Origin of the sequence: Myxococcus guangdongensis (genome assembly GCF_024198255.1) — a bacterium.
Lineage (GTDB): Bacteria > Myxococcota > Myxococcia > Myxococcales > Myxococcaceae > Myxococcus > Myxococcus guangdongensis.
On record NZ_JAJVKW010000001.1, the window covers coordinates 232,807 to 253,529 of the forward strand.

Annotated in this window: 19 protein-coding genes; 12 read left to right on the forward strand and 7 right to left on the reverse strand. The window is 69.6% G+C overall.

Annotation, left to right across the window (positions count from 1 at the left end):
* Nucleotides 1-70 precede the first annotated feature (70 nt).
* The gene (gene rpoZ, locus LXT21_RS00920; protein ID WP_254036194.1) at nt 71-307 is read left to right on the forward strand and encodes a DNA-directed RNA polymerase subunit omega; all 237 of its coding nucleotides are present in this window, start codon (nt 71-73) and stop codon (nt 305-307) included.
* 13 nt (nt 308-320) lie between these two features.
* On the opposite strand, the gene LXT21_RS00925 is transcribed toward rpoZ, so the two are convergent.
* The 3 genes from LXT21_RS00925 to LXT21_RS00935 are packed head-to-tail and all read right to left on the reverse strand — an operon-like array spanning nt 321 to nt 2,105.
* Nucleotides 321-800, reverse strand: coding sequence for an NUDIX hydrolase (locus LXT21_RS00925; RefSeq protein WP_141325491.1), 480 nt, complete (start codon nt 798-800; stop codon nt 321-323).
* A gap of 45 nt (nt 801-845) precedes the next feature.
* Nucleotides 846-1,487: a hypothetical protein gene (locus LXT21_RS00930; protein WP_254036195.1), complete on the reverse strand. Its 642-nt coding sequence runs from the start codon at nt 1,485-1,487 to the stop codon at nt 846-848.
* Between the two features lie 18 nt (nt 1,488-1,505).
* Nucleotides 1,506-2,105, reverse strand: coding sequence for a hypothetical protein (locus LXT21_RS00935; protein ID WP_254036196.1), 600 nt, complete (start codon nt 2,103-2,105; stop codon nt 1,506-1,508).
* Nucleotides 2,106-2,521: 416 nt separating this feature from the next.
* Here LXT21_RS00935 and groES point away from each other — a divergent pair, with 416 nt between their 5' ends.
* The 6 genes from groES (at nt 2,522) to LXT21_RS00965 (ending at nt 8,649) form a co-directional block, all read left to right on the forward strand.
* Nucleotides 2,522-2,812, forward strand: coding sequence for a co-chaperone GroES (gene groES / locus LXT21_RS00940; RefSeq protein ID WP_013941457.1), 291 nt, complete (start codon nt 2,522-2,524; stop codon nt 2,810-2,812).
* Between the two features lie 36 nt (nt 2,813-2,848).
* A complete protein-coding gene (gene groL / locus LXT21_RS00945; RefSeq protein WP_046714963.1) occupies nt 2,849-4,492 on the forward strand; it encodes a chaperonin GroEL in 1,644 nt (547 codons plus the stop codon).
* 148 nt (nt 4,493-4,640) lie between these two features.
* Nucleotides 4,641-4,898 (forward strand): glutaredoxin 3, encoded by a 258-nt coding sequence (gene grxC / locus LXT21_RS00950; protein WP_046714964.1) that lies wholly within the window; start codon nt 4,641-4,643, stop codon nt 4,896-4,898.
* A gap of 100 nt (nt 4,899-4,998) precedes the next feature.
* Complete coding sequence (locus LXT21_RS00955) at nt 4,999-5,415, forward strand: hypothetical protein (RefSeq protein ID WP_254036197.1); 417 nt, start codon at nt 4,999-5,001, stop codon at nt 5,413-5,415.
* Nucleotides 5,416-6,016: 601 nt separating this feature from the next.
* Nucleotides 6,017-7,402: a sigma 54-dependent Fis family transcriptional regulator gene (locus tag LXT21_RS00960; protein ID WP_323394078.1), complete on the forward strand. Its 1,386-nt coding sequence runs from the start codon at nt 6,017-6,019 to the stop codon at nt 7,400-7,402.
* A 38-nt stretch (nt 7,403-7,440) separates the two neighbouring features.
* Nucleotides 7,441-8,649: a hypothetical protein gene (locus LXT21_RS00965; protein ID WP_254036198.1), complete on the forward strand. Its 1,209-nt coding sequence runs from the start codon at nt 7,441-7,443 to the stop codon at nt 8,647-8,649.
* A gap of 139 nt (nt 8,650-8,788) precedes the next feature.
* Here LXT21_RS00965 and smc read toward each other — a convergent pair whose 3' ends face one another.
* Nucleotides 8,789-12,388, reverse strand: coding sequence for a chromosome segregation protein SMC (smc, locus tag LXT21_RS00970; protein WP_254036199.1), 3,600 nt, complete (start codon nt 12,386-12,388; stop codon nt 8,789-8,791).
* A 338-nt stretch (nt 12,389-12,726) separates the two neighbouring features.
* Here smc and LXT21_RS00975 point away from each other — a divergent pair, with 338 nt between their 5' ends.
* A complete protein-coding gene (locus LXT21_RS00975) occupies nt 12,727-13,437 on the forward strand; it encodes a TapB family protein (protein ID WP_254036200.1) in 711 nt (236 codons plus the stop codon).
* 128 nt (nt 13,438-13,565) lie between these two features.
* Here the strand turns inward: LXT21_RS00975 and LXT21_RS00980 are convergent, their stop codons facing one another.
* Nucleotides 13,566-14,993 (reverse strand): hemolysin family protein, encoded by a 1,428-nt coding sequence (locus LXT21_RS00980; protein WP_254036201.1) that lies wholly within the window; start codon nt 14,991-14,993, stop codon nt 13,566-13,568.
* Between the two features lie 3 nt (nt 14,994-14,996).
* Nucleotides 14,997-15,812 carry a tetratricopeptide repeat protein gene (locus tag LXT21_RS00985; RefSeq protein WP_046714968.1) on the reverse strand — a complete coding sequence of 272 codons (816 nt, stop codon included), beginning with the start codon at nt 15,810-15,812 and terminating at the stop codon, nt 14,997-14,999.
* Nucleotides 15,813-15,875: 63 nt separating this feature from the next.
* Between LXT21_RS00985 and LXT21_RS00990 the strand changes: the two genes are divergently transcribed.
* Nucleotides 15,876-17,075 carry a CapA family protein gene (locus LXT21_RS00990; RefSeq protein WP_254036202.1) on the forward strand — a complete coding sequence of 400 codons (1,200 nt, stop codon included), beginning with the start codon at nt 15,876-15,878 and terminating at the stop codon, nt 17,073-17,075.
* An 8-nt stretch (nt 17,076-17,083) separates the two neighbouring features.
* Here the strand turns inward: LXT21_RS00990 and LXT21_RS44720 are convergent, their stop codons facing one another.
* Nucleotides 17,084-17,206 carry a hypothetical protein gene (locus tag LXT21_RS44720; protein ID WP_013941470.1) on the reverse strand — a complete coding sequence of 41 codons (123 nt, stop codon included), beginning with the start codon at nt 17,204-17,206 and terminating at the stop codon, nt 17,084-17,086.
* A 164-nt stretch (nt 17,207-17,370) separates the two neighbouring features.
* On the opposite strand from LXT21_RS44720, the gene prfA reads away from it, so the two are divergent.
* Genes prfA through murA form a run of 3 tightly spaced genes read left to right on the forward strand, consistent with a single transcriptional unit; the run spans nt 17,371 to nt 20,629 of the window.
* Nucleotides 17,371-18,465 (forward strand): peptide chain release factor 1, encoded by a 1,095-nt coding sequence (prfA, locus tag LXT21_RS00995; protein WP_254036203.1) that lies wholly within the window; start codon nt 17,371-17,373, stop codon nt 18,463-18,465.
* A complete protein-coding gene (gene prmC, locus LXT21_RS01000; protein WP_254036204.1) occupies nt 18,462-19,343 on the forward strand; it encodes a peptide chain release factor N(5)-glutamine methyltransferase in 882 nt (293 codons plus the stop codon). Before prfA ends, prmC begins: the two co-directional genes overlap by 4 nt.
* 14 nt (nt 19,344-19,357) lie before the next feature.
* Nucleotides 19,358-20,629, forward strand: a complete 1,272-nt coding sequence (gene murA / locus LXT21_RS01005) for a UDP-N-acetylglucosamine 1-carboxyvinyltransferase (protein ID WP_254036205.1) — start codon at nt 19,358-19,360, stop codon at nt 20,627-20,629.
* The last annotated feature ends 94 nt before the right edge of the window (nt 20,630-20,723 follow it).

The following is a 20,723-nucleotide window of genomic DNA, read 5'->3' on the forward strand; positions in this document are numbered from 1 at the left end:
ACTCCCCCCGGGGTGCTCTTTAGGTTTCAGTGTTCTCAGGTAGCCCCACCGAAATCCCGAAGGACGTTCCATGGCTCGCGTCACAGTCGAAGACTGCCTCCCCCTCGTCGACAACCGGTTCGCGCTGGTGCTGCTCGGTGCGAAGCGCGCGCGTCAGCTGATGGCCGGCGCCCGCCCCATCATCGAGCAGTCCAAGAACAAGCCCCCCGTGCTGTCGCTGCGCGAGGTGGCCACCGGCCGCGTGAAGTTCGACCGTGACGTGCGCGAGGCGCTGTCCGGCAAGTACACCCCCGACACCGCCAAGTAGTCCGCTGTCCTTCTCAGGTTCCCTTCCCCTCGGGCCCCACGGCCGGGGAAGGGGCCTCGGGCAGGAGGCCCTGGGCGCGCATCCACCGCACGGCGCGCGCGGCCACGGCCTTCTCGCCCTTGTAGCCGAGCAGGGGCACCAGCTGTCCCACCGGCACCCATCTCACCTCGTCCACCTCCACGCGCGGCCCTGGCAGCGGCCCCAGCGCGCCTTCCTGGTAACGGAAGAGGAAGAAGTGGACGCGCTTGAAGATGCGCTGCCCCCGGAACTGGTAGACGTAGCGAATCTCGCCCAGCGGCGCGACCAGCGCGGCGGTGAGTCCCGTCTCCTCGTGCACCTCGCGGCTCGCCGTCTGCTCCGGCGTCTCCCCCGGGTCCACGTGTCCCTTGGGCAGCGCCCACAGGGGACGGCCATGCGGACGGATGACGACCACCTCCCAGGTGCCGTCACTCTCCCGGATGACAATCCCGCCTGCGGACGCCTCGCGTGGCATGCCCACCTACCCTAACCGATGGCGGCGGGACGTGGGGGCCTGGACTCACCCGCCATGGGCGAAGTGGCTCAGCTTCGCCTCCGCCCCCAGCCGGTAGGCGTACCGCAGGTCCGACAGGAGCCGCTCCAGCCGCCGTCCGGCGACGTGCGTCATCATCCGCGAGCAGAACCGCCGCGACAGCCGGTTGGCCTCCTGGTACCGCCAGCGCTCCTGGGAGGACAGCCTGTCCCGGTAGGACACCCGGTCGAACAGCCGGGTGAGCAGCTCCTGGGCCCAGGCCCCCACGCCCTCGCCCCAGCGGTGCAGCAGGCACACGGCGAACTTGTCCACCTCCGCCTGGGCCTCCAGCTCCAGCAGCGACACCGTGCGCCCGTGCGCCGCGGTGTGGGCCATGTAGAGGAAGTGGCTGACGCCCTCGGCCACCTGGCAGTAGCCGGCGAGGTCCCCGTCCAGCACGTACCCCAGCGGCCCGGCCTCGTAGGGCTTGAGCCGGTCCAAGAGCGCCGGCGACAGGTACAGCGCCAGCTCCAGCGCGTCGTCCGACTCGTGGACGAGCAGCTCCTCGTCGGTGCGCCCGGTGGCGCCCAGCCGGACGGCGGCCTCCGTGTCCACCACGAAGGTCTCCGCCCGTGCCTCGCACGTGAAGCCGTAGATGGCCTCCAGGTGGTCCTGAACGCGGCCAATCATGTGGCGACCTCCCTCACGTCAGTTGGGGAGCTGTCCCTTGGGCGCCGGCATCATCCCCGCGTCCACCAGGACCCGCTCCAGCCGGTCGCTCCCCGTGCGCGCCCAGGTCTCGTAGACCTTGAGCGCCCCGCTGGGCCCCGCCTGCACCATGCCCCGCGCGGCGATCTCCTCCAGGACCTCGGCCACCGCGCGGAACTTGTCGCGCAGCTCCCGGTACACGCCCGCGAAGCCCGCGCGGGGCGACAGGTCCGCCACCTGGCCGTACGCGGTGCCGCCCATCTGGATGTAGTAGTCGGGCCCCACCACGCCGCCCTGCAGCGCGCCGGAGAAGAACCCCACGGTGTAGAGCGAGACGTCGCCCAGCCGCCGCAGCGTCTTGATGCGCGCCTCACGCTCCTGCTGGAGGGCCTGGTGGTAGAGCACCGCCAGGGGCTCGCGCGCGCGGCGGCCGTCCTCCTGGCGGTCGAACAGATTGTCGGTGCTGGCGAAGTCCGCCAGCAGGTTCACCAGGTAGAACTCCGTCACCTCTTCCAGCGTCACCCGTTGCCGCGAGGTGACCTCGTCCAGGAGCGATTTGAAGAACTCCTTCAACGACAGGGACGCCACCAGTTGACTCATCGACACTCCCTTCCCCCCGCCCAGGCCCGCGTGGCCGGCGGGAATAAGGGAACGGTAGCAACCGGCTCACCGCGTCGCAAAAGCACCCGTCAATGATTCCAGGCACTTGCGCTAGCACTCGTGACGTCCGAGTGCCAATCCGAGCCGTGCGGGCATGCGGACGGGCTCTACCTGTCACGGACGCAACGGGAGGGGAAAAAGACAGCAATGCCGGGCAGTTGGCAGCTCACGGCACGAGCAACCCGCGTCGCTTGACGGGTCATCTTCCCTGGTTATTATCCGCCGCGCCTAGGCGTTAGCACTCGCGATGTCGGAGTGCTAATGCCGCGGGCCGTCACGGCCCTTTTTCAACCCCCAGCGGCGCCGACAGTCGCCCGGAGTCCCCGGACGGTGGGCGCCCCATCAAGGAGCAGACCATGAAGATTCGTCCCCTGCAGGATCGGCTCATCGTCAAGCGGGTCGCCGAGGAGAACAAGACCAAGGGCGGCCTCTTCATCCCGGACACGGCGAAGGAGAAGCCCCTCGAGGGCAAGGTCGTCGCCGTCGGCAACGGCAAGGTGCAGGAGGACGGCAAGGTGCGTCCCCTGGACATCAAGGCCGGCGACACCATCCTCTTCAGCAAGTACGCCGGGACCGAGATCAAGCTCGACGGCGAGGAGCACCTCATCCTCCGTGAAGAGGATGTGCTCGGCGTCATCGAGAAGTAATCCCGCCCCCACCCCTTCACTCAAGGAATCCCCATCATGGCGAAGGACCTGCTTTTCGACGTGCGCGCCCGCGAGGCCATCCTCCGTGGCGTCAACATCCTGGCCGACGCGGTCAAGGTGACCCTCGGCCCCAAGGGCCGCAACGTCGTCATCGAGAAGAGCTTCGGCTCGCCCACCATCACCAAGGACGGTGTGACGGTGGCGAAGGAAATCGAACTGGAGAACAAGTTCGAGAACATGGGCGCGCAGATGGTCAAGGAGGTCGCGTCCAAGACCTCCGACGTGGCCGGTGACGGCACCACGACGGCCACCGTGCTGGCGCAGGCCATCTTCCGCGAGGGCGCGAAGCTGGTGGCCGCGGGCCACAACCCGATGGACATCAAGCGCGGCATCGACAAGGCCGTCGCGGTCATCGTGGGCGAGCTGAAGAAGCTGGCGAAGCCGACGAAGGACAAGAAGGAGATTGCCCAGGTCGGCACCATCTCCGCCAACGGCGATGCCACCATCGGCCAGATCATCGCGGACGCGATGGAGAAGGTCGGCAAGGAGGGCGTCATCACGGTGGAGGAGGCCAAAGGCCTGGAGACCACCCTGGACGTGGTCGAGGGCATGCAGTTCGACCGCGGCTACCTCTCCCCGTACTTCGTGACGGACCCGGAGCGGATGGAGGCGGTGCTGAACGACGCGCTCATCCTCATCCACGAGAAGAAGATCTCCTCCATGAAGGACCTGCTCCCCATCCTGGAGCAGGTGGCGCGCGCTGGTAAGCCGCTGCTCATCATCGCCGAGGAGGTCGAGGGTGAGGCGCTGGCGACGCTGGTGGTCAACAAGATCCGCGGCGTGCTGAACGTGTGCGCGGTGAAGGCGCCGGGCTTCGGCGACCGCCGCAAGGCCATCCTCGAGGACATCGCCACCCTGACGGGCGGCCGGATGATCGCCGAGGACCTGGGCATCAAGCTGGACACCCTGGAGCTCAAGGACCTGGGCCGCGCCAAGCGCATCACCGTCGACAAGGACAACACCACCGTCGTCGACGGCGCGGGCAGCGAGCAGGAGATCAACGCGCGCGTGAAGCAGATCCGCGCGCAGATCGAGGAGACCACCAGCGACTACGATCGCGAGAAGCTCCAGGAGCGTCTGGCGAAGCTCGTGGGCGGCGTGGCCGTCATCAACGTCGGCGCGGCCACCGAGACGGAGATGAAGGAGAAGAAGGCCCGCGTGGAAGACGCGCTCAACGCGACCCGCGCGGCCGTCGAGGAGGGCGTGGTTCCCGGCGGCGGCGTGGCCTACATCCGGTGCCTCAAGGCGCTGGAGGGTCAGACGTTCGCCGAGGGCGAGAAGTTCGGCGTGGACATCATCCGCCGCGCCGTCGAGGAGCCCCTGCGCCAGATCGTCGGCAACGGCGGCCTCGAGGGCAGCGTCATCGTGAACAAGGTCAAGGAAGGCACGGGCGCGTTCGGCTTCAACGCCGCGACGGGCGCGTACGAGGACCTGCTGGCCGCGGGCGTCATCGACCCGGCCAAGGTGAGCCGCACGGCGCTGCAGAACTCCGCGTCCGTGGCCTCCCTGATGCTCACCACCGAGGCGATGGTGGCCGAGCGTCCGAAGGACGAGAAGGACGCGCCCGCCGGCGCCGGTGGCATGGGCGGCATGGGCGGCATGGGCGGCATGGGGATGTGATTCCCCCACCCCGGCTTCGTCCGGGGTGACTGCTGTCGAAGACGGCCTCCGGTTCCTGTTCAGGGAGCCGGGGGCCGTCGTGCTTTCATGTCCCGGGTGGCGCGGGGCAGGCCCCGCCCTTACGTTTGGGAATGAAGGAGGAGACACCGTGAAGCCCGTGAAGATCTACACCACGAACTACTGTGGCTTTTGCGTCCGCGCGAAGGACCTGCTCAAGCGCAAGGGCGTTGATTTCCAGGAGCTGGACGTCACCGGAGACGACGACACGCGCGCCAAGCTCGTGGAGATGAGCGGCGGCCAGCGCACCGTGCCGCAAATCTTCATCGGCGACACGCACGTCGGCGGCTACTCGGACCTGGCCCAGCTCGACAAGGAAGGCAAGCTGGACCCCATGCTGCAAGCCTGACCGTGTGCAAGCAGGCGGGCGGGCGCCCCACCCGGGGCCGCCCACCGCCACCGTGGCTAGCTTTCCCCCATGGCACACCACCCTTTCTCGGGAGGCGGACATGGCAGGTGAAGAGCGGCAGACGGGGACCCGGGACGCGCACGAGAACGTCATCAGCACGCTGTACCACCTGCTCAAGGGCGCCTCGACGGCCGAGCAGTTCATCCGCGACGCGGAGCAGGCGGGCGACCCGGAGCTGGCGCAGTTCTTCCGCGACTGGCAGGACGAACAGCGCCACCTGGCCGAGCGCGCGAAGAACCTCCTGGGCTCGCGCCTCGCGTCCGTGGAGAAGCCCGCTGCGGAGGCCGGGAAGAAGCGCGCGTCCGGCTCCAGCAAGTCCAGCGCATCCAGCAAGACGCCGCGAGCCGGTGCTCCTGTGAATGCGGGTGTGAAGTCCGGCGGCAACGCGTCCGACGACCTGGTCGACGAGCTGTCGAAGGAGTCCTTCCCCGCCAGCGACGCGCCGGCGACGTACTGAAGTGAAGCACGGCCTCGCGTGAGCACTGGATTCGCGCGAGGCGTTCGCATTGGATGCCGGCCGTGAGTTTCAGGAACGGCCCTTCCCTCCCCGGACGATGCGAGTCGGCGCGCCTGCCCATGTGGCGGGACGCCGGACGTGCCGTGTCTTCCGGATGGGGCCCTCGGACCCACGACGTCGTGGCCTCTCCTCCCGCGCGCCTCCCCGGGCGCGCGCTGGACGAGGCCGCGCGCCATGAGCCCGACGCGTCCTGGCGCGCGACCGGTGGTGAACGTGTCCTGGTGGACACTCGCCGCCGACCCCTGACTGGCGCCCTCCCGGTGCCAGGCGCCGCCCCTCGACGCGTCCTCCCGAAGCCCATCAGCGAGGCCGTGCTCGCGCCGCATGCGAGCGCGGAACCCTTCCTCGCCATGAAGCGTCCCCCCTCGACGTTTCCCAGGTCCCGGGCCGCGATGCCCGGGTTTTCCTTCTCGCAGGAGGCTCGCTCGCAACTGCCTTCCGGGAAGAATCTTTCACTCGTGTTGCCCCCGCGAAGTGGGGGCGCGCTGATGGTGCGTCGGGCTTGCCCGCCCGGTCCCCTCGCACCTAAAGAGGACCCATGATGGAACCCAGGCCCGAGGTCACCCAGACCACCCAGACGGACAAAGACGAAGGCCGCACGACGCGCATCCCCATTCACGAGTGGACGGTGGAGGTGGTGTCGGGCCCCGACAAGGGAAAGAAGGTGACCACCCAGGATGGCCTGGTGCGCGTGGGCTCGGACCCCGCGAGCGACCTCGTGCTGACCGACACCACGGTGAGCCGCCGTCACCTGGAGGTGGAGCGCACGCCGCGCGGCCTCCTGCTGCGCGACACCGGCAGCCGCAACGGCACCTTCCTCGACGGCCGGCAGGTGCTCCAGGCGTACCTGGGGCGCGGCGACAAGGTGGAGCTGGGCAAGACGAAGCTCGCGGTGAAGGTGGCCGCCAAGCCCACGGAGGTGGAGCTGGCCGGGGCGGAGTCCTTCGGCGCGCTGGTGGGCACGTCGGAGAAGATGCGCTGGGTCTTCACGGAGCTGCGCCGCGTGGCCCGCGAGGACATGAGCCTGCTCATCGAGGGTGAGACGGGCACGGGCAAGGAGCTGGCCGCCAGGGCGGTGCACCAGCACTCGTCGCGGCGGCACGGCCCCTTCAAGGTCGTCGACTGCAACCTCATCTCCGAGGAGAAGGCGGAGCGCGAGCTGTTCGGCGGGCTGCGCGCGAGCGACCCGGAGGACAAGGAGGCCCGAGGCGTCTTCGAGGCCGCCCGCGGAGGCACGCTCTTCCTGGACGAGGTGGGCGAGCTGCCGCTGCTGGTGCAGGGCAAGCTCCTGCGCGTGCTGGACGCGCGCGAGGTGCCCTCGCTGGACGGGCAGCCGGTGCCGGTGGACGTGCGGGTCATCGCCTCCACGCACCGCAACCTGGAGGAGGACGTGCGCCAGGGCCGCTTCCGCGCGGACCTCTACTTCCGCCTGGCCGTGGCGCGCGTGCGGCTGCCGCCTTTGCGCACGCGCCGGGAGGACCTGCCGTCGCTCGCGCAGGCGCTGTCGCAGACGCTGCGGGCCAGCGTGTCGCTCACGCCCCAGACGCTGGCGCTCTTCGAGGGCTACGACTGGCCGGGCAACGTGCGCGAGCTGCGCAACGTGCTCGAGCGCGGCGCGCTCATGGAGGAGACGGGCAACACCAGCTGGCTGGACTTCCTGGCGCAGCCCTCGCGCCGCCCGGATGGGCAGCCGCCCGGCACGCACGTGGCCACGCTCGTCACCGGCATGCCGTACCACGAGGCCAAGGACCGGGTGCTGGCCGACTTCGAGCGTTTGTATTTCGCCGAGGTGATGCGCACGGTGGGCTTCGACATGAAGGCCGCCGAGCAGCGCACCGGGCTGTCCATGCAGAGCCTCTACCGCCTGCTCAAGAAGAACGGGCTTCGCCTCAAGGACCTCAAGAACGCCGAGGGCCTGGAGAAGTGAGTGCCCCCTCGCAGTCCTACCCCAGGGAGAACAACCGCATGTTGCGTCGTCTCGTCGTAGCCTCCGTCGTCTTCACCGCCGCTTGCGCCGGTCAGCAGAAGCCCGCAGAGGATGCGGCGGCCAATGGCAATGGCGGCAAGCCCGTGAGCACCGAGGAGCGCGTGCGCATCGGCAACCAGCCCGCCTTCGACGTGGCCAGCTGCTTCCCGCGTGAGCTGGACCTGCCCCCGTCCAACCAGGGCGTGCTCGTGGGCGCCATGCTCACCACCCGCCCGGAGGTGCTCGAGTGTCTGGTGAGCCCCAGCAACCGGGGCCCCGCCGAGAAGACCGTCGTGACGGTGAAGACCACCGTGACGGACACCAGCGCCACGCACGCCGTCACCGGCGACAACCTCACCCCCACCGGCCAGCAGTGCGTGCAGGGCGTGGTGGACAAGCTCGTCAAGCCGAAGCTGCTCGCCAAGGGCGCCGCGGCCGTCGAGTCCACCGCGACGTTCGAGCACGACACGGGCAGCAGCGCCTCGGTGAAGTTCGGGATGAACGACGGCTCGGACTTCTCCGGCGCGGTGCGCCTGGCCCAGCAGGAGTGGTGTGACTGCTACGCCGGCTACAAGGGCGCGACGCCGCCCGTGCTGACGTCGCACATCACGCTCGTCAAGGCGCAGCCCACGGCGGAGGTGACGTTCGACGCCTCCGGCAGCACCGAGGGTGACCAGCTGGCCGCGTGCCTCAAGACGAAGGTGCTCGCGGTGCCCGCCAAGGTGTCCACCGACAAGCTCACCTACCCGCACCGCTTCGTGCACTTCAACTCCAACGCCACCGAGGCGACGTCCTCGCTGCCCCCGCAGCTGCGCTTCTTCCAGCTCGAGGTGGTCCGCAACCAGCGCGCGGCGGACGCGGCCATCGCCTTCGGCGCCCGCGCCGCGGCGGCCGAGGCCTTCGAGGCCGTGGTGGCGAAGTACCAGAAGACCAAGGACTACAAGCTCTTCGACGAGCTGTCCGGCAAGTGCAGCAGCCTGGTCGAGGCCGCGCAGGGCTGGGTGAAGGCGCTGGAGGCCCAGCAGGTCGTGGACCAGGCCGCCGTGTCGCTGGTGCAGGAGCTGAAGACGACGGACGCCGAGGGTTGGACGCCGGTGGAGACCGCCAGCCAGGCGGCCCTCACCAACACCCAGAAGGACCTGAGCACCGCCCAGGCCCGCGTCGAGGCCGACCAGAAGGCCTGCCCGAAGAAGAACTACAAGAAGTAGCCCCAGGCACCGCCTGAAACGCACGAAGGCGCGGGTTCCCGAAAGCCGGGGCCCGCGCCTTCTGTGTTTCTGGCCTGCTGTCCAGCGCCGCCGCCAGCATGGGGGCCGGGAGGTGTCCCCGGCCCCGGGCCCCGAGCGACTACGCGCTGATCTTGTCGTCGTTGGCCGCGTGGGCCTCGCGAATCTTCACGCTGACCAGCTTGGAGATGCCCGGCTCCTCCATGGTGACGCCGTAGAGGGTGTTGGAGACCTCCATGGTCCGCTTGTTGTGCGTAATCAGGATGAACTGCGACTGGCGGCTCATCTCCTTCACCATGTCGTTGTAGCGGCCCACGTTGCCCTCATCCAGCGGCGCGTCGACCTCGTCCAGGAGGCAGAAGGGCGTGGGCTTGATGAGGAAGATGCCGAAGATGAGGCCCACGGCGGTGAGGGCCTTCTCACCACCGGAGAGCAGGTTGACGCTCTGGAGCTTCTTGCCTGGCGGCTGCGCGACGATTTCCACGCCCGGCTCGCCATTGGGTCCGTCGTTGGTGAGCACCAGGCTGGCGCGGCCACCGCCGAACAGGCGGGGGAAGATGGCCTGGAACTTCTCGTTCACCACGTCGAAGGTCTGCTTGAAGCGCTCGCGGCTGGTCGCGTCGATGCGCTGGATGGCCTCCCGCAGCTGCCCCATGGAGGCCTGCAGGTCCGTCTTCTGCGCGGTGAGGAAGTCGAAGCGCTTGGAGAGCTCCGCGTGCTCGTCGATGGCGGTGAGGTTGATCTCCCCCATCTTCTCCACCTGGGCGCGCAGGTCCTTCAGCTCCGCCTCCGTCTCCGGCGTCAGCGACGCCAGCAGGTGGTAGCGGTGCAGCTCCAGCGCCAGGTCCACCTGGTGGCGCTCGCGGATGCCGGCCGACAGGTGCTCCAGCTCCAGGGCAATCTCGCGCTCGCGCAGCGAAATCTGCGACAGCCCCTGCATCAGCTCCTCCACCCGGCCGCGCAGCTCGCGGAACTGGGTGTCCTGCTCACGCACCTCGCTGGAGGCGAGCAGGTGCGCGGCGCGGCGGGACTCCAGCCCCTCCGCGGCGACGCGGTGCTCCTCCACGCGCTGGGACAGCCCCGCCTCGGTCTCCGTGGTGCGCTTGCCCAGCTCCTCCGTGCGCGCGCCGCCCTCGGCCAGCGTCGCCTGCAGGCGCGCCACGCGCGTCTCCATCTCCCGGCGCTGGGTGACGAGGCTGTCGAGCTCCTTGCGCGCGGACTCACCGCGCTCGCTGCCGGCGGCCACCTTGATGCGCAGGCCCGTCAGGTCCGCGTTGGCGGCCTCCGCGCGCTGGCGCAGGGACTCCTGCTCACCGGCGAGCTGCTTGACGCGCTCCTCGCGGGCCTCGCGGTCCGTCTGGCCGTGGGCCACCTCGCCGCGGCTGGCCTCCTCCTCGTGGGCCAGGGCCATGTGGCTCTGCCCCAGCTGCCCGTCCTCCTGCTCCAGGGAGCGCACCCGCTCGCGCACGCGCGCCAGGTCCTCGCCCGCCTTGTGCAGGTCCTTCTCCTGGCTGGCGAGGTTCACCTCCTCGGCGTGCTGGTTCTTGGCCAGCCCCTTGAGGACGCCCTCGGTGTGCCCCATCTGCTTCTGGAGCGTGTAGTGCCGGGTGAGGATTTCGTTGTAGCGCTCCTCCACCCGCGCCACCTCGGTGGCCAGCTCCGCGATTTCGCGCTTCTTCTGGAGCGCGCCCACCGCCGCGCCCTCGCGCTCACCGCCGACGATGGTGCCGTCCTGACGGAACACCTCGCCGTCCTGCGTGACGAGCGTGACGACGGGGCCGCCCGCCTCCGAGTACGCGCGCGCCGTCGCCAGGTCCTGGACGATGACGACGTCGCCGAGCAAGAGCCGCACGACGGGCTGCAGCGCCTCCTCGCACGTCACCTCTTTCAGCGCGTGCGCCAGCACGCCCGGGCGCTCGAAGTCCGGCTCCTGCACCGGCGGCAGGACGTCCAGCGCGGGCACGGGCAGGAAGCTGCCCCGGCCCTCCGCGTGGCCCTTGAGGTACTCCACCAGCTCCACGCCCTTGTCGCGGCTCTCGACGATGACGTGCTGGAGCCGCTCGCCCAGGGCGGCCTCCACCGCGCGCTCGTAGCGCGGCGTCACCGTGAGCACGTCCGCCACGAGGCCGAAGATGCCCTGCTCCCGGGCCACCGTGCCCGCGCGCACCATGACGGCGCGCACGCCGCGGTCGAACCCGTCGTAGTTCTTCTGGATGTCCTCCAGGGACGACAGGCGGCTCCTCTTGTCGCTCAGCTCCTCGCGCAGCGCGATGACCTGGATTTCGTTCTCCGTGAAGGCCGCGCGCGTGCGCGACAGGGCGTCCTCCTCCTGCGCCTTGTGCTCGGCCAGCTCCGCGGCCAGGTGCCGGGTGTCCTCCACCCGCCTCGCCACCTCACCGCGCGCCGACTCCAGCTGCGTCTCCTGCTCGCGCAGCGCCGCCAGCTCCGCCTGCAGCTTGGCGCGGCGGCCCTCCAGGTCCGTGCGCTGACGGGCCAGGCCCACCAGGTTGCTCTCGTGGTTGGCCAGCCGGGTGGCCACGGCGACCAGGCCCGCGCGCTCCTGCTCGAGCCTGAGGGCCACTTCGGTCTGCAGCTGGGTGACGCGGCGCAGCTCCTCCTGCGCCACCTGCATCGAGACCTCGTCCTCCTTCCACGAGCCCGCGATGCCGGACAGCTCGGCCTCGCGCGCGGCCATGGCCTCGGACATCTCCGCCTGCCGCGCCAGCAGCCCGTCCAGCTCCGTGCGGGCCTGGGCCACGCGGGCCTGCGTCTCCTCCAGGTCGCGCTTGCCGTAGGACAGGTCCTGCGTGTCGCGCTGCAGCGAGCTCTCCAGCGCGTGCACCTCGGCGGCCAGGGCCTGGAGCGCCGCGGCCTCCGCGTCCAGCTCCGCGCGGCGCCGGGCGATGGTCTCCTCCAGCTCCTTCACGCGGTCCAGGCTGTCGCGCTCCTCGGTGCCCAGGTTGGACAGGCGCGACTGGAGGACCTGCTTCTCCGCGAGCAGCTCCAGGTGGCGGTGGCTGGCCGCGTGCAGGTCGATGTCCCGCATGCGCGCCTTGAGCTTCTTGTACTTCTCCGCCTTCTTCGCCTGACGCGACAGCGCGTCCAGCCGCTTCTCCAGCTCGCTGGTGATGTCGGTGACGCGCAGGAGGTTGGCCTCGGTGGCCTCCATCTTCCGCTCGGCGGCCTTGCGGCGCGCCTTGTACTTGGTGACGCCCGCGGCCTCCTCCAACAGGTGCCGGCGGTCCTCCGGCTTGCTGGAGACGATGAGGCCCACGCGGCCCTGCTCGATGATGGAGTAGGCCTTGGTGCCCACGCCCGTGCCCAGGAACAGCTCGGTGATGTCGAGCAGGCGGCACAGCGTCTTGTTGATGAGGTACTCCGAGTCCCCGTTGCGGAACAGGCGCCGCGTGACGGTGATCTCCGAGAAGCCCTGGTACTGGGGCGCCAGCTGGTCCGTGTCGTCCACCAGGAAGGTCAGCGACACCTCCGCCATGGACAAAGGCGGCTTGTTCTCCGAGCCGTTGAAGATGACGTCCTCCATGCCACGGCCACGGAGGTTCTTCGCGCTCTGCTCACCCATCACCCAGCGGATGGCGTCCACGACGTTCGACTTGCCGCAGCCGTTGGGGCCGACGATGCCGGTGACGCCTTCGTCGAACGTGAAGACGCTGCGCTCCATGAAGGACTTGAAGCCAGTGATGTCCAACCGCTTGATACGCATGCCAGCGGGCTCCCGGGAGACGCGCGAGGTACTGAGTGAAAAGTGAGCGCGAGGCCTAGAAATCGGCCTCGGAACGATTTCTCCGAGGACTACCAGCCGCCTCCCAGGCGATCAAGCGTGACCATGCCACGCGTGGCCATACGTTCGGCTGCTTGCCCTTCGGTCGGACGGGAGTCGGCCAGGAAGGTCCTCTCTCGGACTTGCACCCTGGGCGCCCCACCCTACCTTCCCATTGACTTTTCCGGAGGTTGCATACGTTCCAGCCCTTTCTCGCCATGACGCTCCTCATGGGAGCGTCTCCTACGCCGGAGGTAGCACCCCGGTCTGACACTCCAGCAGTGGAGGCGGTTGCCCCCTGCCCCAACCCGTACTTCCCCCTCGAGGAGGGGCTGACGCTCACCTACCGGGCGGGCAGGTCCTCGCAGATGGTGCTGAGCACGCACGGCGTGACGCCCACGCCGGAGGGCCTGTCCGGCAAGGTGGCCGTGAAGCTCAAGGGCCGACAGGGCGAAACGGATGCAACCTGTAGCAGCCTGGGCATGAACACGGGCCTGGGCGGCCTGGAGGGTACGCTGCTGTCGGCGTCCGGCATGGATGTCCAGGTGGTGAGCTCCGAGGGCGTGGCCGTGCCCGCGCCGTCGACCATGGTCCTGGGCGGCACCTGGAAGAACAGCCTGTCGGTGAAGCTCCAGCCTCCGGTGGGCAAGACGGGCGGCATCCGCCCCATCATCGCGACCACGTTCGACAAGGAGTCCACGGTGGTGGGCGAGGAGGAGGTCACCGTCGCGGCCGGGACGTTCAAGGCCCTGAAGGTGAAGAACATCGTCACCGCGCGCGCCAGCCGCCCCGGCTCCGAGGGCCGCTCCATGGAGAGCTACATCTGGTTCGCGCCGGGCGTGGGCATCATCAAGTTCGCCACGCCGGAGAGCACTGACCTGGAGCTGCTCAAGATTGACCGGCCCCAGCCCGCACAGGCCAAGGCCTCCGGCCAGGAGAAGCGGCCCGTGAAGAAGGCCGCGGCCGACAAGAAGGGCTCGTCCGCGCCCTGAGCCCCGCGGCGGGACAGGGAGCGCCAAGGCAGCACGGCCCGCGTCGCGAATGAACGACGCGGGCTGTTGCGCGGGGAATCAACGCCCTCGCCACGCGAGGGCCCGACGTCACGACCGAGCGCCGAGGCTCAGGCGGACTCGCCACCCGAGCTGGAGGACGTCGGGGGCGTCTCACCCGAGGCGCTGGCGCCATCCGCCGGTGAGGCCGGCGCGGAGCCATCCACGGACGTCCTGGACGCGGCGCGGGACTGGGGCTCCACCACCACGCGCACCACGCGGGGCCCGTCCACCTCCTCCACGAGGATGCGCCACATGTCGAGCCGCAGCGAGTCGCCCTTCTCCGGCACCCGCCCCAGCTTCGACATCAGGAAGCCGGCGATCGTCGTCACCTCGCCCTCTTCGTCCTCGTCCAGGTCGAAGCTGACGTCCAGCCGCTCCTCCAAGTCATCCAGCTGCGCGGTGCCGGGCAGCTCGAAGCGTCCACCGGGCAACGAGCGCACCTCCTCCACCCGCCGGCCCAGCTCCGCCACGTCGCCCACCACCTCCGCCACCACGTCCGCGATGGTGACCAGGCCCGACGTGCCGCCGTGCTCGTCCACCACCAGCGCCGTCTGACGACGCCTGCGCCGGAACTCCGCGAGCAGCTGCTCCAGCGTCGCGTTCTCCGGGATGAACAGCACCGGCCGCTGCACCTGCGCCAGGCTGCGCAGCTCGCCGCGCGACAACAGGAAGAAGAGGTCCTTGGCGTTCACCACGCCCTCGACCTCGTCCAGGTTGCCCCGGCACACCGGCAGCCACGTGTGCCCCGCGGCGCGCGCGTCCGCGATGCACTTCTCCAGCGGCTCCTCCACGTCCAGGAACTTCACCTGGTTTCGCGGCACCATCACCTGCCGCGCCGTCTTCTGCGCCATCTCCAGCGCGCGCTCGAGCAGCTCCGCGCGCGCCGTCGTGATCGCGCCCGCCTGCGCCGAGCTGTGGAGGATGACGAGCAGCTCGTCCTCGCTGTGCGCCTCGTGCGCCTCGCCCACCGACTGCAACCCCACCACCCGCAGCACCCACGCCGCCAGCCCGTTGAGCAGGACGATGGCCGGGTAGAACAGCAGATAGAAGGCCCGCATCGGCAGCGCCACCGCGAGCGTCGTCGCCTCCGCGCGCTGGATGGCCAGGCTCTTGGGCGCCAGCTCCCCGAGCACGATGTGCAGGAACGTGATGATGCTGAAGGCGATGACCACCGACGCCGTGTGCGCCACCGTGGGGCTCGCGCCCTCGGGCACCACCCGCGTCAGCACCGGCTCCAACAGCTTCGCGAAGGCGGGCTCACCCAGCCAGCCCAGCCCCAGCGACGCCAGGGTGATGCCGAACTGGGTGGCGGACAGGTACGCGTCCAGTTGCTCCACCATCTTCAGCGCCTGCGTGGAGCCCGGCTGCCCCTCGTCCACCAGCGCCTGCAGCCGCGTGGCGCGAACCTTCACGATGGCGAACTCGGTCGCCACGAAGAAGCCGTTGGCGAAGACCAGGAGGATCGCCAGCCCCAGGAACACCCATTCCATGCCCATGGCTCAGAACAAGGCTTCGAAGTCGGTGTCGCCCTTGAGGGCGTCGAACATGGGGTCCGTCGACAACCACCCCATCACCTTCTGCCGGTCCGCCGTGAGCGCCGACTTCAGGTACTGCACCGCGTCCTTCGGCCGCCCCCACAGGGCATACAGCGCGGACAGGTTGTAGTTGAGCAGCAGGTCCTCGGCGTTGAGCGCCCGGGCCCGCTCGTACGCGCGCTCGGCCTCCGCGTAGAAGCCCTTCTGCGCGTAGCAGATGCCCAGGTCCAGCTGGGCCTCGAAGTTGTCCGGCTCCAGCCGCACCACGTCCTTGAGCAGCGTGATGGCGGAGCGGTAGTCGCCCTCGTCCATCATCAGCGCCGCCAGTTCGTGCCGGGGGAACGCGTCCTGCGGGTCCAGCTCGATGGCCGCCTGCAGCTCGCGCATCGCCTCCTCGACGCGGCCCTGGTCCGCGTAGGTGAGGCCCAGGTTGAGGTGCGCGTCCGGGTACTCGGGGTCCAGCTCGATGGCCTCCTTGTACTCCTCCACCGCCATCTCCCCCGCGTGCGTGGAGAGGAAGCAGGCCAGGTTGTAGTGCGCCGTGGCGCTCTCCGGCTCCAGCTTCAGGGCGGTGAGGTACTCGGTGAGCGCCTCGCGGAAGAGCTTCTTCTCCGCGTAGACGGTGGCCAGGTTGTCGTGGGCGTGGGCCGAGCTGGGGTCCAGCTCGATGGCCTTCTTGAACTCCTTGATGGCCTCGTCCAGCCAACCCCGGTCCGCCAGCTCGATTCCGCGAGTGTTGTGCTCGTCGGAGAGCGCGATGTTGTCCTTTTCCCGGGCCATGAGAGCGCGGGGCAATCTACGCGCCGCGCAAACACAGGTGCAAGGTAGAGTTTCCCTCCGCCCATGCGCCACGTCGCCCTGCTGCTCCTCCTGTTCTCCGCCTGTCATCCACGCCCCGTCCCGGTGACGGTGGACCCCACCCCCACCGCCCCGGCCCCGCCCCCTGGGGACGCTGGGCCCCCCGCCGCCCTGGCGCCCCCCTCCCCGCCCGCCGTCACCCGGCCCATCACCCTGCTGTTCGGCGGGGACGTGACGCTCGGCCACAACCACCAGAAGTTCTTCGACGACGAGCTGGCCAAGGGCCGCCCCCGGGACGAGCTCTTCGCCTACGGCTTCAAGGAGGTCCGGGCCCTGGGGGACGCGGCGGACCTCTTCGTCATCAACCTGGAGTGCCCCTTCACCGAAGGGGGCGAGAAGCTGCCCAAGAACTTCAACTTCCGGGCCCGCCCGGAGCTGGTGGGCGCGCTCACCGCGGGCGGCGTGGACGTGGTCAGCCTGGCCAACAACCACCTGATGGACTACGGCGCCCAGGGGCTGCTCGACACCCTGGCGACGCTGGAGGCCGCGCGCATCCCCTACTTCGGCGCCGGGCGCACCCTGGCCGAGGCGCGCCGCCCCGCCATCGTCACCGTGGGCGGCCTGCGGGTGGCCTTCCTGGGCTACTTCTTCCTGGGCGAGCGCAACATCGAGCCGCCGGAGGTCTACGCCACCGACACCACGCCGGGCGTCGCGGGCCACTTCTCCGACGTGGACGTGATGGAGCGGATGCTGCGCGAGGACATCACCGCGGCGAAGGCCCAGGCGGACGTCGTGCTGCCCTACTTCCACTGGGGCCGCGAGGGCACCCAGGTGCTGGAGCCCTACCAGGTCCGCCTGGCGCACGCCGCCATCGACGCGGGCGCGTCGGGCGTGCTGGGCAGCCACCCGCACGTGCTCCAGGGCATGGAGCTCTTCCAGGGCAAGCCCGTGGTGTACTCGCTGGGCAACTTCGTCTTCGGGGGCAACTGGAACCCGCGCGACAAGCGCAGCGCGCTGTGGAAGGGGACCTTCGGTCCGGAGGGCTACCTCAAGAGTGAGGTGCTGCCGCTGCGCACGGACCGCTTCCCGGAGCTCCCCTTCCAGCCGGTGCCCGTGACGGGGCCGGCGGCCGAGGAGGTGCTGCGACTGCTGGCCGAAAGCTCACGCTCCCTGGGGAGGATGCTCCCCGAGTTGGAGCCGTGGGCCGGGCCGACTCCCTCCCCCGCGACGGGCGGGAGGGAGTAACCGGCGCGTCAGACCTTGTTGTTGGACTGGCCCTTCTTGGCGCGGCTGCGGCGGCGCTTCAGCTGGGCCTTCCGGCCCTTGGCGCGGTTGGCGACCTTCTTCTTGGAACGATTTCCCTTCTGGGCGGGCATGGAAGGACTCCGTGTAGGTGATGTGAGACCGACCGCTCGGGCACGAGGCTCGGCGGTGAGGGCGGCCCTTCTTTCATGCTACCGCCCGAGCGGCCAAGGAATTTCTTGACTCCGTCCTCCCTTGCCAGCAGCCGGACAAAGGGGCAATACCCCCTGGAACGACGATGATTGACAAACTCGAAGACGTCGAGCGCCGGTTCGAGCGCCTCACCGCGGACCTGTCGAACCCGGACGTGCTCGCCGATTCGGCGAGGCTCCAGAAGGTCTCCAAGGAGCGTGCGGGCCTGGAGAAGCTGGTGGAGACGTTCCGGACGTACCGCCAGGTGCTCGCGGACCTCAAGGAGGTCGAAGCCTGGCTCGACGCCGGCAGCGCCGACGAGAAGACCTACGCGCGCGAGGCCCTGCCCGGCCTGAAGGAGCAGCGCGACGCGCTCGAGGCCAGCCTCAAGGTGCTGCTGCTGCCCAAGGACCCCAATGACGACAAGAACGTCATCCTGGAGATTCGCGCGGGCGCCGGCGGCGACGAGGCGGCGCTGTTCGCCGAGGAGGTCATGCAGATGTACCTCCGGTACGCGGACACCCGCGGCTGGAAGTCGGACATCATCGACATGAGCCCCGGCAACGCGGGCGGCGTGAAGGACGCCACCGTGACGCTGTCGGGCGACGCGGTCTTCAGCAGCCTCAAGTACGAGTCCGGCGTTCACCGCGTGCAGCGCGTGCCGGCCACCGAGACGCAGGGCCGCATCCACACCTCCACGATCACGGTGGCCGTCATGCCCGAGGCCGAGGAGGTGGACGTGAAGATCAACGAGGCGGACATCGACCGGCAGGCCATGCGCTCCACGGGCTCCGGCGGCCAGAGCGTCAACACCACGGACTCCGCGGTGCGCCTGACGCACCGGCCCACGGGCATCGTGGTGAAGTGCCAGCAGGAGAAGAGCCAGTTGAAGAACTACAACATGGCCCTGCGCATGCTCCGCGCGAAGATCTACGAAATCGAGCAGGAGCGCATCCGCTCCGAGCGCGACTCCACCCGCCGCTCGCAGGTGGGCACGGGCGACCGCAGCGAGAAGATCCGCACGTACAACTTCCCCCAGGACCGGCTGACGGACCACCGCATCGGCCTGACGGTTCACAACCTGCCGGCCGTGATGATGGGCGACATCGAGGACATCATCACCGCCTGCCGGACCTACTACCAGGCCGAGGCCCTCAAGGCGCAGACGGGCGGCGGTCCGAGGCCACAGCCCGAAGCATGAGCAGCGAGACCTGGACCATCCGCAAGGTCCTCACCTGGACGACGCAGCACTTCGAGAAGCGTCAGGTGGATGCGCCGCGGCTCACCGCGGAAATCCTCCTGTCGCACGTGCTGAAGACGGGCCGGGTGCGGCTGTACGTGGACCTGGACCGCCCGCTCTCCAAGGACGAGCTGGCCACCTACAAGGCCCTCATCGCCCGACGTCTGTCGGGTGAGCCCACGCAGTACCTCACCGGGACGCGCGAGTTCTACAACCGCGCCTACAAGGTGGACGCGCGCGTGCTCATCCCCCGCCCGGAGACGGAGCTCCTGGTGGAGGCCGCCCTGCGCAAGCTCCCCAAGGACGCGCCCGCGCGCGCGCTGGACGTGTGCACCGGCTCGGGCTGCATCGCCATCAGCCTCGCGGCGGAGCGGCCCCTGCTGGCGGTGACGGCCACGGACCTGTCGCCGGATGCGTGCGCGCTGGCGCGCGAGAACGCGGAGGCGCTCAAGGTCTCCGAGCGCGTGACGGTGCTGCAAGGCGACTTGTTCTCCCCGCTGCCCGCCGACGCCCGCTTCCACGTCGTCGTGTCCAACCCGCCCTACATCGCGTCGGACGAGATTGCCGGGCTGTCCGCCGAGGTGCGACGCGAGCCCCGGCTGGCGCTGGACGGAGGGCCCGACGGACTGGTCGCCCTCAAGCGCGTGGTCGACGGGGCGCGGAAGTGGTTGGAGCCTGGCGGACTCCTTGCACTGGAGATGGGGGAGACGCAGGGCCCCGCCGTCCTGGAGCTCCTGCGCGCGGCCGGCTACGAGGACGCGCGCGTGGAGAAGGACCTCGAGCGGCGGGAGCGCATGGCATTTGGGACACAGCCCGCGGGCAGCGGGCCACAGGGCTGAGGGCCGGAAGCAACATGGACAAGATCGTGATGAAGGGCGGCGCGGAGCTGCACGGCGAGGTCGTCGTCTCGGGCGCGAAGAACGCGGCGCTGCCCATCCTCGCCTCGGCGCTCCTGGCGGACGGCACCTCCACCTTCCGCAACGTGCCGGACCTGGCGGACGTCGCCACCATGCTCAAGGTGCTGCGCACCATGGGCTGCGGCGCGGAGCGGCTCACCGCGCGCAAGAAGGACATCTGCGAGGTGGGCGTCACCGGACACATCACCCCGGAGGCGCCCTACGACCTGGTGAAGACGATGCGCGCCAGCGTGCTGGTGCTCGGGCCGCTCGTCGCGCGCTTCGGGCGGGCGCGGGTGTCCATGCCGGGCGGGTGCGCCATCGGCGCGCGGCCCATCGACCAGCACCTGAAGGGCCTCAAGGCCCTGGGCGCGGACATCCACCTGACGGAGGGCTACGTGGAGGCCCGCGCCAAGCAGCTCAAGGGCGGCACCGTCAACTTCGACGTCATCACCGTCACCGGCACGGAGAACGTGCTGATGGCGGCCGTGCTGGCCAAGGGCCGCACCATCATGGAGAACTGCGCGCGCGAGCCCGAAATCGAGGAGCTGGCGCGGGTGCTCAACAAGATGGGCGCGCGCATCGAGGGCGCCGGCACCTCCATCATCACCGTGGAAGGCGTGGAGGGCCTCAAGCCCGTCGAGCACGCCATCCTCCCGGACCGCATCGAGGCGGGCACCCTGCTCGTCGCCGCGGCCATCTCCGGCGGCAACGTCCTGGTGAAGCACGCCGTCCCCGAACACCTGGACGCCGTCATGGACAAGCTGCGCGAGGCCGGGTGCACGCTCACGGCCGAGGCCGGCGGCATCCGCTGCAAGGCGCCTCGCACGCTGACGTCCGTCAACATCACGACGACCGAGCACCCGGGCTTCCCCACCGACATGCAGGCCCAGCTCATGGCCCTCATGTGTGTGAGCCAGGGGACATCCGTCATCAGCGAAAACATCTTCGAGAACCGCTTCATGCACGTGCCGGAGCTGCACCGTCTTGGCGCCGACATCACCATCCAGGGGCACACCGCGGTGGTGAAGGGCGTGAAGCACCTGAGCGGCGCGCCCGTCATGGCCACGGACCTGCGGGCGAGCGCTTCGCTCATCCTGGCGGGCCTGCGCGCCGAGGGACGCACGGACGTCAGCCGCGTCTACCACCTGGACCGAGGCTACGAGCGGCTGGAGCGCAAGCTGCGCGCCCTGGGCGCGGACATCCGCCGGGTCAAGGCGAAGGCCTGAGGAGCACGGGGCCTTTCGACCCCAGACGGCGCGTTGCCAACAGAAGCGGCAACCTGGGTTGCATCCCAAAATTCGCGCGACCTATCATTCTCTG